Source organism: Priestia sp. YIM B13491 (assembly GCF_042787605.1).
Lineage (GTDB): Bacteria > Bacillota > Bacilli > Bacillales > Bacillaceae_H > Priestia > Priestia megaterium_E.
In genome coordinates this window covers 1-15,337 of the sequence record NZ_JBHZOR010000001.1, presented here as the reverse complement: position 1 = coordinate 15,337, position 15,337 = coordinate 1, and the positions used below count along the sequence as shown (strand labels likewise).

11 protein-coding genes and 1 tRNA gene are annotated in these 15,337 nt (G+C 38.4%); 2 read left to right on the top strand and 10 right to left on the bottom strand.

All coding sequences use genetic code 11. The features are described 5' to 3' along the window. Positions 1 to 67 precede the first annotated feature (67 nt). Genes menB through ACFX4E_RS00045 form a run of 4 tightly spaced genes read right to left on the bottom strand, consistent with a single transcriptional unit; the run spans position 68 to position 4,878 of the window. The gene (gene menB, locus ACFX4E_RS00060) at positions 68 to 886 is read right to left on the bottom strand and encodes a 1,4-dihydroxy-2-naphthoyl-CoA synthase (RefSeq protein WP_013085280.1); all 819 of its coding nucleotides are present in this window, start codon (positions 884 to 886) and stop codon (positions 68 to 70) included. A 16-nt stretch (positions 887 to 902) separates the two neighbouring features. Then, a complete protein-coding gene (gene menH / locus ACFX4E_RS00055; RefSeq protein WP_377238712.1) occupies positions 903 to 1,712 on the bottom strand; it encodes a 2-succinyl-6-hydroxy-2,4-cyclohexadiene-1-carboxylate synthase in 810 nt (269 codons plus the stop codon). A gap of 3 nt (positions 1,713 to 1,715) precedes the next feature. Next, on the bottom strand, positions 1,716 to 3,470 hold the full coding sequence (menD, locus tag ACFX4E_RS00050; RefSeq protein ID WP_377238710.1) for a 2-succinyl-5-enolpyruvyl-6-hydroxy-3-cyclohexene-1-carboxylic-acid synthase: 1,755 nt from the start codon (positions 3,468 to 3,470) through the stop codon (positions 1,716 to 1,718). Beyond that, positions 3,457 to 4,878 (bottom strand): isochorismate synthase, encoded by a 1,422-nt coding sequence (locus tag ACFX4E_RS00045; RefSeq protein WP_098333432.1) that lies wholly within the window; start codon positions 4,876 to 4,878, stop codon positions 3,457 to 3,459. Before ACFX4E_RS00045 ends, menD begins: the two co-directional genes overlap by 14 nt. Positions 4,879 to 5,229: 351 nt before the next feature. Between ACFX4E_RS00045 and ACFX4E_RS00040 the strand changes: the two genes are divergently transcribed. Both ACFX4E_RS00040 and ACFX4E_RS00035 read left to right on the top strand, forming a co-directional pair. After that, positions 5,230 to 5,982 (top strand): TraR/DksA C4-type zinc finger protein, encoded by a 753-nt coding sequence (locus ACFX4E_RS00040; RefSeq protein ID WP_377238709.1) that lies wholly within the window; start codon positions 5,230 to 5,232, stop codon positions 5,980 to 5,982. A 93-nt stretch (positions 5,983 to 6,075) separates the two neighbouring features. Beyond that, positions 6,076 to 6,873, top strand: coding sequence for a TIGR00266 family protein (locus tag ACFX4E_RS00035; protein ID WP_013059569.1), 798 nt, complete (start codon positions 6,076 to 6,078; stop codon positions 6,871 to 6,873). Between the two features lie 38 nt (positions 6,874 to 6,911). On the opposite strand, the gene ACFX4E_RS00030 is transcribed toward ACFX4E_RS00035, so the two are convergent. The 6 genes from ACFX4E_RS00030 to ACFX4E_RS00005 all read right to left on the bottom strand — a co-directional run bounded on the left by ACFX4E_RS00030 (position 6,912) and on the right by ACFX4E_RS00005 (position 15,240). After that, on the bottom strand, positions 6,912 to 9,323 hold the full coding sequence (locus tag ACFX4E_RS00030; protein ID WP_028410452.1) for a glycogen/starch/alpha-glucan phosphorylase: 2,412 nt from the start codon (positions 9,321 to 9,323) through the stop codon (positions 6,912 to 6,914). 13 nt (positions 9,324 to 9,336) lie between these two features. Beyond that, positions 9,337 to 10,767: a glycogen synthase GlgA gene (gene glgA, locus ACFX4E_RS00025; RefSeq protein ID WP_098333434.1), complete on the bottom strand. Its 1,431-nt coding sequence runs from the start codon at positions 10,765 to 10,767 to the stop codon at positions 9,337 to 9,339. Further along, a complete protein-coding gene (locus ACFX4E_RS00020) occupies positions 10,764 to 11,789 on the bottom strand; it encodes a glucose-1-phosphate adenylyltransferase family protein (protein ID WP_098524602.1) in 1,026 nt (341 codons plus the stop codon). Before ACFX4E_RS00020 ends, glgA begins: the two co-directional genes overlap by 4 nt. Before the next feature lie 22 nt (positions 11,790 to 11,811). Continuing rightward, on the bottom strand, positions 11,812 to 12,963 hold the full coding sequence (locus ACFX4E_RS00015; RefSeq protein ID WP_016765788.1) for a glucose-1-phosphate adenylyltransferase: 1,152 nt from the start codon (positions 12,961 to 12,963) through the stop codon (positions 11,812 to 11,814). Beyond that, on the bottom strand, positions 12,914 to 14,875 hold the full coding sequence (glgB, locus tag ACFX4E_RS00010) for a 1,4-alpha-glucan branching protein GlgB (protein ID WP_060747076.1): 1,962 nt from the start codon (positions 14,873 to 14,875) through the stop codon (positions 12,914 to 12,916). The genes ACFX4E_RS00015 and glgB overlap by 50 nt, the downstream gene beginning before the upstream one ends. Before the next feature lie 293 nt (positions 14,876 to 15,168). Further along, positions 15,169 to 15,240, bottom strand: a tRNA-Glu gene (locus ACFX4E_RS00005). Between the last annotated feature and the right edge of the window lie 97 nt (positions 15,241 to 15,337).

Sequence of the window (15,337 nt, the reverse complement as noted above, 5' to 3'; positions counted from 1 at the left end):
TTATACTGATTAACTAAATTAAATTGAAAAAACAGCCTGATGATAATCACCAAGCTGTTTCAGCTGTTTAAGGGAAACGTGGGAACTGTTGGAAGTCTGGATTGCGTTTTTCCTTAAATGCATCGCGACCTTCTTTTGCCTCATCGGTTGTGTAATAAAGAAGCGTTGCGTCACCCGCAAATTGCTGGATACCAGCTAAGCCATCCGTATCAGCATTAAATGCTGCTTTTAAGAAACGAAGAGCGGTTGGACTTTTTTCTAACATCTCTTCACACCATTGAATTGTTTCAGCTTCAAGCTGTTCTAATGGAACGACCGTGTTTACTAATCCCATGTCTAGTGCTTCTTGAGCGTTGTACTGACGGCATAAGAACCAGATCTCACGCGCTTTCTTATGACCTACGATGCGAGCTAAGTAACCAGAGCCATATCCTGCATCGAAGCTTCCTACTTTAGGACCTGTTTGTCCAAAGACTGCGTTATCCGCTGCAATTGTTAAGTCACATACAACGTGAAGAACGTGGCCTCCGCCAATTGCATAGCCTGATACCATCGCAACAACCGGCTTTGGAATTACGCGAATTAAACGCTGTAAATCTAGAACGTTTAGACGTGGAATTTCATCTTCTCCTACATAGCCGCCGTGGCCGCGAACTCTTTGGTCTCCGCCTGAGCAAAATGCTTTATCCCCAGCACCTGCTAATACAATTACTCCAACGCTTGCATCGTCACGAGCATAAGCAAATGCATCGATCAATTCCATTACTGTTTTTGGACGGAATGCATTGTGCACTTCCGGACGGTTAATCGTAATTTTAGCGATTCCGTTATATGTTTCGTATAAAATGTCTTCATACTGACGTACTGATGTCCATTCAACTGTCATCTTTATTTCCTCCTAATTATGTAGTAGCTAAGAACTCACTTACTATTCTACCAAAAATCTCGGGTTGTTCCACGTGAATTGCATGGCCTGTCCCTAAAATAATTTTAGAAGTAGCATTTGGTATTAATGTTTGCATTTCTTTGGAAATTAAACAAAACTTTTGATCTACTTCTCCTGTAATAAGCAAAACCGGCATCACCAGATCGTCCAGCTTCTCCCAAAGGGACGGCTGGACTCCTGTCCCCATTCCTTTCAAACTGTTGGAAAGGCCGATCTCTGTATGAGAAAGTCTTTCTTTACGCACCGCTTCTTGGACATGACGAGGCAATTGCTTTTGAGAACGAAAAAGAGGGATTTCCTCCCAATAGTTCACAAACTCTTCAATCCCATTTTTCATAATGCGGCTCGCCAGCTGTTCATCTTTTTCTTTTCTTAGCTTTTGTTCTTCTCGTGTTTTTAAACCAGGCGATGCGCTTTCTAATAACAACTTTTTCACAAGGTGTGGATATAGCTGAGCAAATGAAAGAGCAAGTCTTCCTCCCATCGAATATCCGATTACATTCACCTGTGATAGAGATAGCTGTTGAAGCAGCTCATGCAGTGCTTCAACAACTGCTTCCATTGAATATGGTTTGATTTCTTTCGGAGCTGCTGATTGGCCATGACCAATAATATCAACAGCAATCACCTGATAGTCTTTAGCGAATTTCTTCATAAGGGTACGCCAGGTTTGAGAAGAACCGGTAAAACCGTGAAGCAGAAGCAGCGGCTCTCCTTTCCCCTCGGTGTGCACATAGTAAGATACACCACTTAATTGATACATCATTGCTTATTCCTCACCGTTTGACAAATTTATTTCCTCGGAAACAAGTTTCCACAAACTGCGATGAGTCTCTACATTTTCTGTACGAGTTGTACGAATCTCTACAACATGCAACCCGCCTTTTGCGAAAGCATGGTTCATTGCATGTCGAAATTCTTCCCAGCTGCTTGCTGAAGAAAATGTGCCATCATACAGACGAGTCGCATGCTCAAAGTTTAATCCAGTTGGCGTACCGAATAAAAATTCAAAGTGCTTTTCTTGTTTTGACTGCGGTAAAAATGAAAAAATTCCTCCGCCGTCATTGTTAACTAGCACAACGGTTAAATTTAAATTATGCATTTTAGCTGCCAAAAGACCATTTAGATCGTGATAAAACGATAGGTCACCAATAAATAAAACGGTGTGATCGTAAGCCGTGCTTACGCCTAGAGCAGACGAAACTACACCATCAATTCCATTTGCACCCCGATTTACAAAGAGTGGAATCTCTTTTTCCGTATTTAAGAAGAAAGAATCAATATCTCGAACAGGCATTGAATTTCCAGCAAACAAAGCCGTGCCTTCAGGTACTACATCAACAATTTCTTGAACTACTTGTCCTTCGAACCATTCCTGGCCAGAAGTTAATGTTCTTAAAGCCTTTACAGTTTGAGCATTAATCTTTTTCCACAGACTCAGCCATAAAGTAGATTCCTCTTGATTCACTGAAAGACGTTTGATCAGTTCTTCACAAAATAATGTCTCATCGGCTTCAATCATCACTGTTGAACGCAAAGTAGGATCTCTCCAGCCTTTACCTTGGTCCACTACAAACATTTCTGTCGGCTCGTGTGCTTTCAAAAATTGCAATAGCGGTTTTGATACAGGCATCGCGCCAAAACGAATGACAACTTCCGGGTAAAAACGCTCATCAACCTTATCACTTTTTAAAAATGTATCATATGTCTCTATTACATTTTCTTTTGAATGCTTGCCGCTTCTTAATTGTGATAACGGATCTGCGAGCACTGGAAAGCTTAAAGATTCAGCTAAACGGCATACGCTGTCTACTGCTTTTAAAGACATTTGATCTCCGCATATAATAAGTCCTTTTGTTGTTCCTTCTAAGCGCTTCGCAATTTCTTCGAAACCTTTTTCAGATAGAGATGCTTCTCCATGAATAGCAGACACATATGATTTACCGCGTTTCCCTTGACTCCATAAATCTTCAATAGATAAATCTGGTACAATCGGTTCACGTAAAGGTACGTTAATGTGTACAGGACCGCTCGGTATAGCTTGAGCTGTATGAACAGCCCTTGAAGCTACTGTTCGAATATAACGATTCATATCTCCACTTTCTTCTGGTAAAGCTGTATCTACAAACCATTTCGCATATTGACCGAAAAGATGATTCTGATTAATGGCCTGCGGGGCACCTATATCCCTTAACTCATGCGGCCGATCCGCTGTGATCACGACTAAAGGAATGCGTGAATAGTGAGCTTCAATTACTGCAGGATAATAATTCGCTGCAGCTGTTCCAGATGTACATACAAGCGCCACTGGTTTTTTCTTTGCTTTTGCTATTCCTAGAGCAAAAAAGCCGGCGGAACGTTCATCAATATTTAAGTGCACATGAATATTAGGGTGCTCAGCCATAAGCATCGCAATAGGCGTTGAACGTGACCCTGGACTGACCACTACTTCTTCAACATTTGCTTCTACTAATTCATCCACGAATGACGCAATATACGTTGTTAATGATTTAATGTGTTCCACGCATAATCCCTCCTAAAGCTGAAAGCATCGGGTTGAATTTAATTCTTGTTTCTTCATATTCACTTTCAGGCGTAGAATCTGCTACAATTCCACAGCCCGCAAATAAAACGGCTTCTTTCTGCTGAATAACAGCGGAGCGGATTCCTACTATAAACTCACCGTTTCCGTTGATATCCATCCATCCTAAAGGAGCTGCATACCACCCTCGGTCAAAGGATTCTAGCTTTCGAATAATAGGCAGGGCCTCCTGTTGAGGATATCCTCCTAGCGCTGGTGTTGGATGGAGCTTTTGAATAAATGAAAATAGCGTCACATCTTCCTTTATACGTCCTTTAACAGGTGTATACAAATGTTGAATATGCTTTGTTTTATATAAACTTGGCTTACTTGGAATTTCTACTTCATAACAGTAAGAATTCATCGCTTCTTTAATCATATGAACAACAACATCGTGTTCAATTAAGTTCTTGGGATCTTGAAGCAATTCCTCACCTAGTTCGTGATCTTCCTGCCTTGTCTTTCCTCTTGGAATCGAACCCGCTAAACATGTGGAAAACACATAATCTCCTTGTTTTTGCACTAGCCTTTCTGGGGAAGCGCCGATAAAATGCTGATGCTCTCCCTCTAAAATATATGTGTAGCTAGTTGGCTGTTCCTTTAACAGACGCTGAAGCACGTATTCAGTAGAAATATCTTCATTAAATTTTACTTTTAATTGACGAGCAAGAACCACTTTCTCTATAGCCTGTTGCTTAATTAAAGTAGTAGCTCTTTCAATATTTCCTTTAAATTTCTCTACCCCAATTTCCTCTTTTTCCAACAGCAAAGGTGAAATATGAGATTCCCCGTCGTACTCTTCACAAAGAACAAGTTTTTGGACCTCTTCGAAATAATTGATGTGCTTTTTAACAGAATCTTGTCCTTTAACCATCATATTAACGGTAAGATATCCTTCTTTGTCTACCTGGGTATATAACACAGTTGGAATCATAAATTTTGAACTCGGGAAATCACTCCAATAGTTTTCTCGATACTGATTTGGGTCAAATGAAAATCCTCCAAATAAAAGAGGACCTGTCCCATCCGGGAAAATTTGGTTATTTTTATAAAAGTCTTCTTTTATAAAGCGCTTCCATTCGTTTTCAATGTGGAAATAACGTTCTTTTGCCGCATTGGTGCAAATAGTATGCGCATATCCTAATCCAACAAATGTATAATAACTGTTGGGATCTTTCCAAAAAAAGCGTTCTTTATAAAACTGGTCATGTCCGTTCGCATAAAAAATAAGGGGGTCAATAGGTCTTACTTTTTTCACTAAACTGACCAATTTTGGCTGATTTTCATTTTTTGCACACTCAATCGCATCTTTAATGTATTCTTGTACTAACTGTTCGGTCGTTGCAATCACACTACGTCCCCCCGTTCATCTTTTTTCTTAAGCCTGTAACTAACTTATTATAAACTTTCAGTTCAAAAAAATCTAGCATCGTGATTCACGAGAAAAAATTAATTTCGCTTGTCTAAATTATGCCTTTTCATTAAATGAATCAAAAATCTTTATGATCTATTTAGTACTCCTTAGACCTCGAAAACGTTATTTTTATCATACCCTTTTCTATAACCTTTAACTTTCTTTAATTTCCCACTCCTTTTCTCTCTTAGCTTCATGAATACCCCAAATACTCCTAATATGAATCGTGTTTTTTTGAATTTTTAACACATACTACAAAAGCACAATAAATTTTTAAGGGGGAGCTTCATGACACTTTCAAAACAAGAAATCAGTCAGTTAAAACAAAATTTACAACAGCAGCAGGCTGATATTCAATCGCACTTTGACCAAAATGATCATTTTGGTCTAACTCGAAGCGACGCTCACGACGCTGTAGGAGAACTTTCAAGCTACGATAACCACCCTGGTGACACAGCCACGGAAACATACGAGCGTGAAAAAGACCTTGCACTAAATGAACATGCAAAACAAGAGCTACATGAAATAGAAGAAGCCCTTCAGGCAATCGCTCACAGCACGTATGGAACATGCAAAGTATGTGGAGCAGATATCTCGTTTGAAAGACTTCAGGCTGTACCAACTACTTTATACTGTAGAGAACATAGCCCATCACAGGATATTCCAAAGCACAGACCTGTAGAAGAAAATGTTCTCCATCACCCATTTGGTCAATACGACTATGACGATACCGAAACGACAGGATATGACGCAGAAGATTCTTGGCAAGACGTTGCGCGTTACGGGACGTCTGAATCTCCTTCTGATTTTATAGAAGATACGTCTAACTATAGTGAAACCTATATTGAGGCAGATGAAGCTATTGGGTACGTTGAAGATTATGAAAACTTTGCCGCTACCGATTTATATGGACAGCCTCTTCCTATTTACCCTTCAAAAGAGCATGAGCGATATGAAAATGCACTGGATGAAGAAGGTAAAATGACCATATTTGGAGATTTACCGGCCTATGAGAAAGATCCATACACTGAAAAGGAGTAGTTCTTCATACTACTCTTTTTTCTATTTTTGGTAGGAGCTATAGGAGATGACATCGAATGAATAGGAGATTAGAATTATAATGAGGTGAAAATGATGAATGCACATGAAATTGATTATAAACTGTATGGAGATGACATGCAGTTTGTTGAAATTGAATTAGATCCTTCAGAAAGTGTTATAGCAGAAGCTGGGGGAATGATGATGATGGAAGATGATATTGAGATGGAAACCATTTTTGGTGACGGTTCTTCCTCCAACAGCAGCGGGCTTTTTAATAAACTAAAAGGAGCTGGGAAACGCGTATTAACTGGCGAAAGCTTATTTATGACAGTATATACAAATAACGGATATCACAAACGAAAAGTATCTTTCGCTTCACCTTTTCCAGGCAAGATTATTCCTGTCGATTTAGAGCAGCTCGATCATAAAATCATTTGTCAAAAGAGCTCCTTTTTATGCGCTGCCAAAGGCGTATCCGTTGGCATTGATTTTCAAAAAAAACTAGGAACGGGCTTCTTTGGCGGTGAAGGTTTTATTATGCAAAAATTAGAAGGTAATGGCTTGGCATTTTTGCATGCAGGCGGGACCATTCATAAAAGACAGCTGCAGCCGGGTGAACGCCTTCGTGTGGATACTGGGTGTTTAGTGGCCATGACCCGTGATGTAAACTACAACATCGAATATGTAGGGAAAATTAAAACAGCTCTGTTTGGAGGAGAAGGCATGTTTTTTGCTACTCTGTCAGGACCAGGAACAGTTTGGATTCAATCTCTTCCTTTTAGCCGACTAGCCGATCGCGTTTTATCAAGTGCAGTTTCGCCAACGGGAGGGAAAGGTGAAGGCAGTATTCTTGGTTCTTTAGGTGATTTCTTAAACGGTGACAACAGATAAAATAAAAAAGGTGTAGTCTTTGACTACACCTTTTCTATTTATTGATTTAATAAATTTTTAGTGGAGTGAATTCCCCAAATATCAGATGCATATTCCTCAATCGTTCGATCACTAGAAAAAAAGCCGGAATGTGCAATGTTCGTCGCACTCATTTGAAGCCATTTATTTTCATTTCTATAAGCTTCGTTTACTTTTTGCTGTGCCGTAACGTATGAGTCAAAGTCACGGAGTACATAGTATTCATCATTTTGCATTAATAATGAATCATATATAGGCTCGAATAAGTCATATGTGTCTGGTAGGAAGCCGTTTGTAAGCTGCTCGAGCACTTGTCGAATCCGCTTATCATGATGGTAATAATCATAGGCACGGTATCCCCCATTTTGCTGATAGCTCAACACTTCTTCGGCTTTTAATCCAAAAATAAAGACATTATCTTTTCCTACTGCCTCGCTAATTTCGACGTTCGCTCCGTCCAGCGTGCCAAGAGTTAAAGCTCCGTTCATCATAAATTTCATATTTCCCGTTCCCGAAGCTTCTTTGCTGGCGGTTGAAATCTGTTCACTGACATCCGTTGCAGGAAAGATATACTCAGCAAGTGACACCCGATAGTTTTCTAAAAAAACGACCTTTAAAAACGGTGATGTTTGTGGATCATTATTGACAACATCAGCTACAGAGTTAATTAGCTTGATGACTTTTTTTGCATAATAATAGCCGGGAGAAGCTTTCGCCCCAAAAATAAATGTACGAGGAACGATTTGAAAATTAGGGTCTTCTTTTAATCGATTGTACAAATACATAATGTGCAGCACATTTAAAAGCTGTCTTTTGTAAGCATGAAGCCTTTTAACCTGTACATCAAAAATAGAATTAGAATCTATTTTAATTCCCGTTTGCTCTTGAATAATATCCGCGAGCAGCTTTTTACGCTGTTGTTTTACTGTTTTTAGTCCTTGTAAAAAACTTGGATCTTCCACATACTCTTGGAGCTTTATAAGAGAATGCGGCTGTTTAATCCATTTATCTCCTATCACCTCGGTAATAAGGGAGGAAAGCTGCGGATTAGCTTTTAACAACCAGCGCCGGTGGGTAATTCCGTTCGTTTTATTGTTAAATTTAGCAGGATAAAACTGATAAAAATCTTTCATTTCTCGTTCTTTTAAAATATCAGTATGAATCTTTGCCACGCCGTTTACTTTATAACTTCCCACAATTGCTAAATGAGCCATCTTTACTAACCCGTGCGCTAAAATAGCCATATTTTCAATCCGCTGCCAGTCTCCTGGATATGCTTCCCATAATTCTTTACAAAAGCGTTCATTAATTTCTTCAATAATCATATACACGCGTGGAAGCAAGGGTTGAAATAAGTCAATCGGCCATTTCTCAAGAGCTTCAGAAAGAGTCGTATGATTTGTGTATGATATGGTATTGGACGTAATATGCCATGCATCTTCCCATTCCATTTTTTCTTCATCCAGTAAAATTCTCATTAGCTCAGGAATCGCAAGTACAGGATGCGTATCGTTAATATGAATGGCTACTTTTTCGTGAAAGTTTGTAAGTGTTTGATAGGTATTTCGATGTGCTCTGATAATACTTTGTAAGCTAGCTGACACAAGAAAATATTGCTGTTTCAATCTTAATATTTTACCATCTTCATGTGTATCATCCGGATATAAAAATTCTGATACAGCCTCTGTTTGACGCTTATACTCCATCACATCTTTATGTACTGGAAATGATGAAGGCTCCGCATTCCAAAGGCGAAGTGTATTCACTGTATCTGTTTTATATCCGATAACCGGGATGTCATAAGGAACAGCAGAGACCGGTTCTCCTTTTACATGACGAAAAGAAAATTTTCCGTCTTCCTGTACCATTTCAACTTCGCCCCAAAAATTCACTTCGATAGCTTGATCTAATTTGCGTACTTCCCATGAATTCCCATGCCTTAACCACTGTTCTGGGAGCTCAATTTGAAAGCCGTTTACAATCTTTTGATCAAACAAACCGTGTTTATAGCGAATTCCATAACCGTGGCCAGGAAGATTAAGTGAAGCAAGAGAATCTAAAAAACAAGCAGCCAGCCTGCCTAGTCCGCCGTTTCCTAATCCCGCGTCTACTTCTATCTCTTCAATATTTTCAAGTGAAATATTCAGATCACTTAATCCTTCTTTTACAACTTCCCGAATTCCTAAGTTCAACAGATTTTGACCCAATAGTCTGCCTAATAAAAATTCGATAGAAAGATAATACACTTGCTTTGTATGTGAAGACCTATGAATTTCATTGGTTGAAATCCAATCGCTGCTAATATACTCTCGCACCATATTTCCTAATGTATGATAGTGATCTTGAACAGTAGATTCTTTAAAGCTCTTTCCATATGTCATTTCCAGCTTTTTTAAAAAAGCCTCTTGAAAGCTTTTTTTATCAGAGAACAATCTGCTCACCCTTTCACGATGGAGTAGATGTCAAATTTGAATACAATTGATTATATTTAAATGCCGATTGCCCCCAGCTATAATCCTGACTCATAGCATCCATCATTAATTTTTTCCATACATCTTTCTGGTGATAAAATGAAACAGCTCTTTCTAACGTATGAAGCATGTCATGAGCATTATAATTCTTAAAAGAGAAGCCATTTCCCTCTCCGCTATATTCATTATAAGCTTTGACCGTGTCATTCAGGCCGCCCGTTTCACGCACGACTGGAATGGTTCCGTATTTTAAGGCTATTAATTGTCCGAGTCCGCAAGGCTCAAAACGAGAAGGCATTAAAAATAAATCCGTACCGGCATAAACTTTATGAGCAAGTTCCTCATTAAAACCAATAATGGCTTTTACTTGTTGTGGGTACGTATCTTCCATCTCACGGAAAAACTGCTCAAACTCGTACTCTCCAGTTCCTAAAATAACAATTTGGGCCCCTAAGTTAACCGTCTCATGGAAAACGTGCTTAACTAAATCCAATCCCTTCTGCTGAGTTAACCTTGTAACCATCGAAATAATTGGAACATCCTTATTTTCTTCTAATTCAAGATAGCGCTGGAGCTCTTTTTTATTTTTATATTTTCCTTCAATCTCTTCTACCGAATAAGGATAAGATATAAGCTGATCTGCGTCTGGGCTATAAGCTTCTTCATCGATTCCATTTACAATCCCAATCAAATCTTGATTTCGCTGACGCAATAATCCATCTAAACTTTCTCCGTAATATGGCATTTGAATTTCATCTCGATATGTAGGACTTACCGTGGTAATTTTATCAGCTGATACAAGCGCAGCTTTCATAAAATTAATATTCCCATAAAACTCGAGCTGGCTTGTAGTAAAATAATAATCATTTAAATTTAATAACTCATATAAATTGCTCTTAGGGAAAATTCCTTGGAATTGCAAATTATGAATCGTAAAGACCGTCTGAATATGATCATACATATCATAATTAGCACGAAGTAAAAATGGAATCATAGCCGTATGCCAGTCGTGACAGTGAATAATATCAGGCTCATTTTCTAAAAATGGGATAGCTTCAAGCACAGCTCTGCTGAAAAAAGCAAATCGTTCAGCGTCATCGTAGTGCCCATATAAGCTATCTCTTTTAAAATAATATTCATTATCAATGAAAATATATTTAACGCCATCCATCGTTAACGATTCAATTCCGCAGTACTGTCTTCTCCACCCAACCTGCACATGAATAACTTTTTCAAGCACCATTTCATCTTGATAATGTTGAGGAATCGTTCCGTACTTTGGCATAACTACACATACGTTCGTTCCTAATTTTTTTAATTCTTTAGGCAGAGCACCAGCTACGTCTGCTAATCCTCCTGTTTTAATAAAAGGTACACATTCCGATACAGCAAATAATACATTCACGACTTCATCAACGCTCCTTGAGTTGTTCCTTTAGCAATGACTCTAGGTAGACCTGACTCACCTAGCAACGTTTCATTACTTCCTATTTTCACATCTTTGTCTAAAACAACATTTTCTAATACACTATTTTCTAAAATAATGCCTTTTTGCATCACAATGCTATTCTTAACGACCGTACCTTTTCCAATTTTAACGCCTCGGAAGATAATACTATTTTCCACATGCCCTTCAATCACGCACCCGTTTGCGATCATTGAGTTTTTCACAATCGCTTTTTTTGCGTAACGAGTAGGCGGTTCATCTTTTACTTTAGTGAAAACAGGACGTTCGTTGATAAATAACTGCTTCCAGACATCTGGAGATAAAATTTCCATACTTGTTTTATAGTAGGTATCTAAGCTAGAAATCTCAGCCGTATATCCATGGTGCTCATACTTTTCTACACGATGAGATTGTGCCATATATCGAACCATTTCTTTAATCGTATAAAAATCATGGGATTCATTTTGCAAAATATTAACTAGAATAGATTTATTAATAATATACATATTAAGCGATTTATCACCCTGCTTCATTTCAGTAATATCTGCATTTGAAGCAATATGACGTTGCAGCACGTGTTCAAAGTCAACTGTACATATCGTATAACTATTCGCAATTAATACGTATTCCTGCTTACTTCTTAAGAAATAATCAATATGATAACGGAACTGCGTGAATAGTGATGGACTTTCTAAGTGTAAATCACTGGTCATAGGAGGGAAGATAAACAATCCATCTCGCTTCCGATCCAAATCCCACTCTTTTCCTGAACCTATATGATCCATCAATGCGCGATAGCGATCACGAGGAAAAATGGCAACGCTCGAAATTCCAGAGTTCACCATATTAGAAAGCGTAAAATCGATTAATCGATAGCGTCCTGCAAAAGGAATGGCAGCAATCGATCTATAAAAAGTTAAAGGCTGCAGCGCTGTTGTGTTTGTACAAGCATCAATAATACCAAGCATTTGATTATTCAATGTCGTTCATCCTCTCTGTTCGTTAAATGCATTTAGCAACTGATTCAATCAATTCTTGAGTAACAAGAATTACTTCTTCGCTTCCTTTAGTCGGTCGAATAATAGTACCGTCTGGAACTTCAATATCCGATGGAACAATTGCGTTTTCAATATATACGTTAGAGCCTATCTTTGCAGTAGGCATGACAACCGTTTTCTTGACCTCAGAACCTGAGCCGATTTGTACACCTGGAAATAACACGGACTGCTCTACGTTTCCTTCGACAACGCACCCTTCATTTACTAATGACTCCACCACGCAGGCGTTTGGCGCGATATATTGAGGAGGCTGATTAGGGTTAACAGAATATACTTTCCATGAAGAGTCAAATAAATTAAGCTCGTCTTTATCACATAACAAATCCATATTCGCTTCCCACAAGCTTTTTACAGTCCCCACATCTTTCCAATAACCTTGGAATGGGTATGCAATTAGCTTTTTCTTTTCATCTAGTAAAAGCGGAATAACATCTTTACCAAAATCATGGCTTGAATATGGATTGCGTGCATCCATTTCTAAATATTCTTTTAAAATACTCCATTTAAAAATATAAATCCCCATGGAAGCTAGATTGTTTTTAGGACGCTGAGGCTTTTCATCGAACTCCATTACGTCTAGGTCACTATTTGTATTTAAAATACCAAAACGGCTCGCTTCTTCCCAAGGTACTTCAATAACAGAAATCGTTACGTCTGCTTCTTTGTTTATATGATAATCAAGCATATTTTCATAGTTCATTTTATAAATGTGATCACCTGATAGAATCAGTACATACTCAGGATCATATTGTGTCAAATAGTTTAAATTTTCATAAATAGCACTAGCCGTGCCTTTGTACCACTTTACTCCATCTGACTCCGCGTATGGAGGCAATACCGTGACGCCACCATTCCGTCGGTCCAAATCCCAAGCGCTTCCAATTCCAATGTATGAATTGAGAACTAGCGGTTGATATTGGGTTAATACACCTACTGTTTCAATACCTGAATTTGTACAATTACTTAAAGCAAAATCAATAATTCGATACTTACCACCAAATGGTACAGCTGGCTTTGCTAGATTTTTTGTAAGCGAGCTTAGCCGACTACCTTTTCCTCCTGCCAATAACATCGCTACGCATTTCTTTTTTAACATGTTGTTTTCTCTCCCCTCGTTTTCTCTTTGCTCGTAGTATACTAATGCCAAACGGCGGAATATTCATTTCAATGCAAAAAGGTTGGCCGTGAAACGATTCATCCACTGATTTTAATGCCTTTTTATTTACAATGCCTGAACCGCCGTACACTTCGTCATCACTGTTAATAACTTCAATGTACTCTGTCTCAACTGGAACTCCAACTTTGTAAGAATGATATGGATGCTCAGAAAAATTGCTAACAACTATAAAAATCTCCTGATTTTCTTTCGACTTACGAATAAAAGAGAAAATTTGTTGATGATGGTTGTTAACATCAATCCATTCAAATCCATCTGGATTATGGTCTAATTCGTATAAAGGCTTGCTTCTTTTATAAATCTTGATGAGATCCTTCATATATCCGTTAAGATTGCGATGCATGTCAAAGTCATAAAGCATCCAATCCAACTCCTCTAAATCTTTCCACTCATCAAATTGGCCAAACTCTCCGCCCATAAATAAAAGCTTTTTCCCAGGGTGTGCAAAGAAATATCCATATAGCAGTCGAAGCTGCGCAAACTTGCGCCAGTAATCACCTGGCATTTTATTAAGTAAGGATTTTTTCCCATGTACGACTTCATCATGAGAAAGCGGTAAAATAAAATTTTCGTTAAACGCATACATTAGGGAAAAGGTCATTTTATCGTGAAGATAAGGACGTCTTTCCACGCCAGCTTCCATGTATGTTAAAACGTCATTCATCCATCCCATGTTCCACTTATAATTAAAGCCTAAACCGCCCTCATACGTAGGTGCTGTAACAAGCGGCCAGTCCGTTGAATCTTCTGCCATCATTAATATCGTTTCATCAGATTCAAAAACAGCTTCATTCAACTTTTTTAAGAAGCTGACAGCTCCATCATTCACTGCTTTTCCAGAAGAATTTTGCCAATAAAGCATATTGGCTACAGCATCTACTCGAAATCCATCTATATGGAAGTACTCCAACCAAAATAAAGCGTTCGAAATCAGAAAACTTTGTACTTCAGGCTTTCCTAAATCGAAATTAGCTGTTCCCCAAACGTAGTTTTCACGATCGGGTTCTTGTTTGTATTCATAAGTAGGTTCTCCATCGAACATATACAGACCATGTTCATCCTTACAAAAATGCCCGGGTACCCAGTCTAAAAGAACCCCTATATTGTTTTGATGGCACTCATCTATAAAGTTCATCAACTCTTTAGGTGTACCGTATCGACTGGTAGCAGAATAGTATCCAATTCCTTGATATCCCCAGGATCGGTCGAGCGGATGCTCAATGACTGGTAATAACTCAATATGTGTAAAACCTTGTTCAGCAATATAAGGAATAAGCTCCTGTGCTAATTCACTATATGTATAAAGGCTGCCATCTTCATGAGTCCTCCAAGACCCTGCATGCAGCTCGTAAATACACAGTGGTCTTTCATATATATTTTGCTGTTTTTTCTTTCTACGCCAATATTGATCGTTCCATTTGTACCCATCCAATGAGTAAACAATAGACGCAGTGTTCGGACGCACTTCACTGAAGAAAGCGTATGGATCTGCTTTTAATTTTTTTTGATTGCTTTGTGTGATGATTTCATATTTATAAATAGTCCCTTGTTCTAACTCAGGGATAAATGTCATCCAAATACCTTCTTCATTAACTTTAACCATTGAATGTTGAAAACCGTTCCATTTATTAAAATCACCTACAACGCTTACACTCTTTGCATGAGGTGCCCACACGCAAAATCGTACGCCTTCAATTCCTTCTACCGTTACCTGATGCGCACCGAAAATAGAGTAACTGCGAAATAAGTTTCCTTCGTGATACAAATGAACATCAAATTCAGTAGGCTGAACCGCTAGATTCACTTTTGCCACCCCTTTAACTTCAAACATAATATACGCACATAATATATGCTTCTTACCACTCATTCCCTTTTACAGTAAAAACATAAACCTTTTCTACAAATATAATAGAATAAATGTTCTTTAAAATTACTCTTTATCCCATCCTCTTCATACTTTATTACTTTATGAATAATTCCATATGATATAGGGAAAATCCTGCTTAAAACTTACTTTTTATTCTGAAAATTCATGGTAATTATTCCTAACTATTATTTCTGTTTACTTAATCTTTAAAAAAGCGCAAATAAAAAAGGTTTGCATATATGCAAACCTTTTTGAGATGACCCGTACGGGATTCGAACCCGTGTTACCGCCGTGAAAGGGCGGTGTCTTAACCGCTTGACCAACGGGCCATATTTAAATTTAAAACGACTGGCGGAGAAGGAGGGATTTGAACCCTCGCGCCGCTTACACGACCTACACCCTTAGCAGGGGCGCCTCTTCAGCCAC

Excerpts from the sequence above, each read along its gene's own strand:
- menH (WP_377238712.1), bottom strand. The coding sequence starts at position 1,712 with ATGATGTATCAATTAAGTGGTGTATCTTACTATGTGCACACCGAGGGG.
- menB (WP_013085280.1), bottom strand. The coding sequence starts at position 886 with ATGACAGTTGAATGGACATCAGTACGTCAGTATGAAGACATTTTATAC.
- ACFX4E_RS00040 (WP_377238709.1), top strand. The coding sequence starts at position 5,230 with ATGACACTTTCAAAACAAGAAATCAGTCAGTTAAAACAAAATTTACAA.
- ACFX4E_RS00035 (WP_013059569.1), top strand. The coding sequence starts at position 6,076 with ATGAATGCACATGAAATTGATTATAAACTGTATGGAGATGACATGCAG.
- glgB (WP_060747076.1), bottom strand. The coding sequence starts at position 14,875 with ATGTTTGAAGTTAAAGGGGTGGCAAAAGTGAATCTAGCGGTTCAGCCT.
- ACFX4E_RS00015 (WP_016765788.1), bottom strand. The coding sequence starts at position 12,963 with ATGTTAAAAAAGAAATGCGTAGCGATGTTATTGGCAGGAGGAAAAGGT.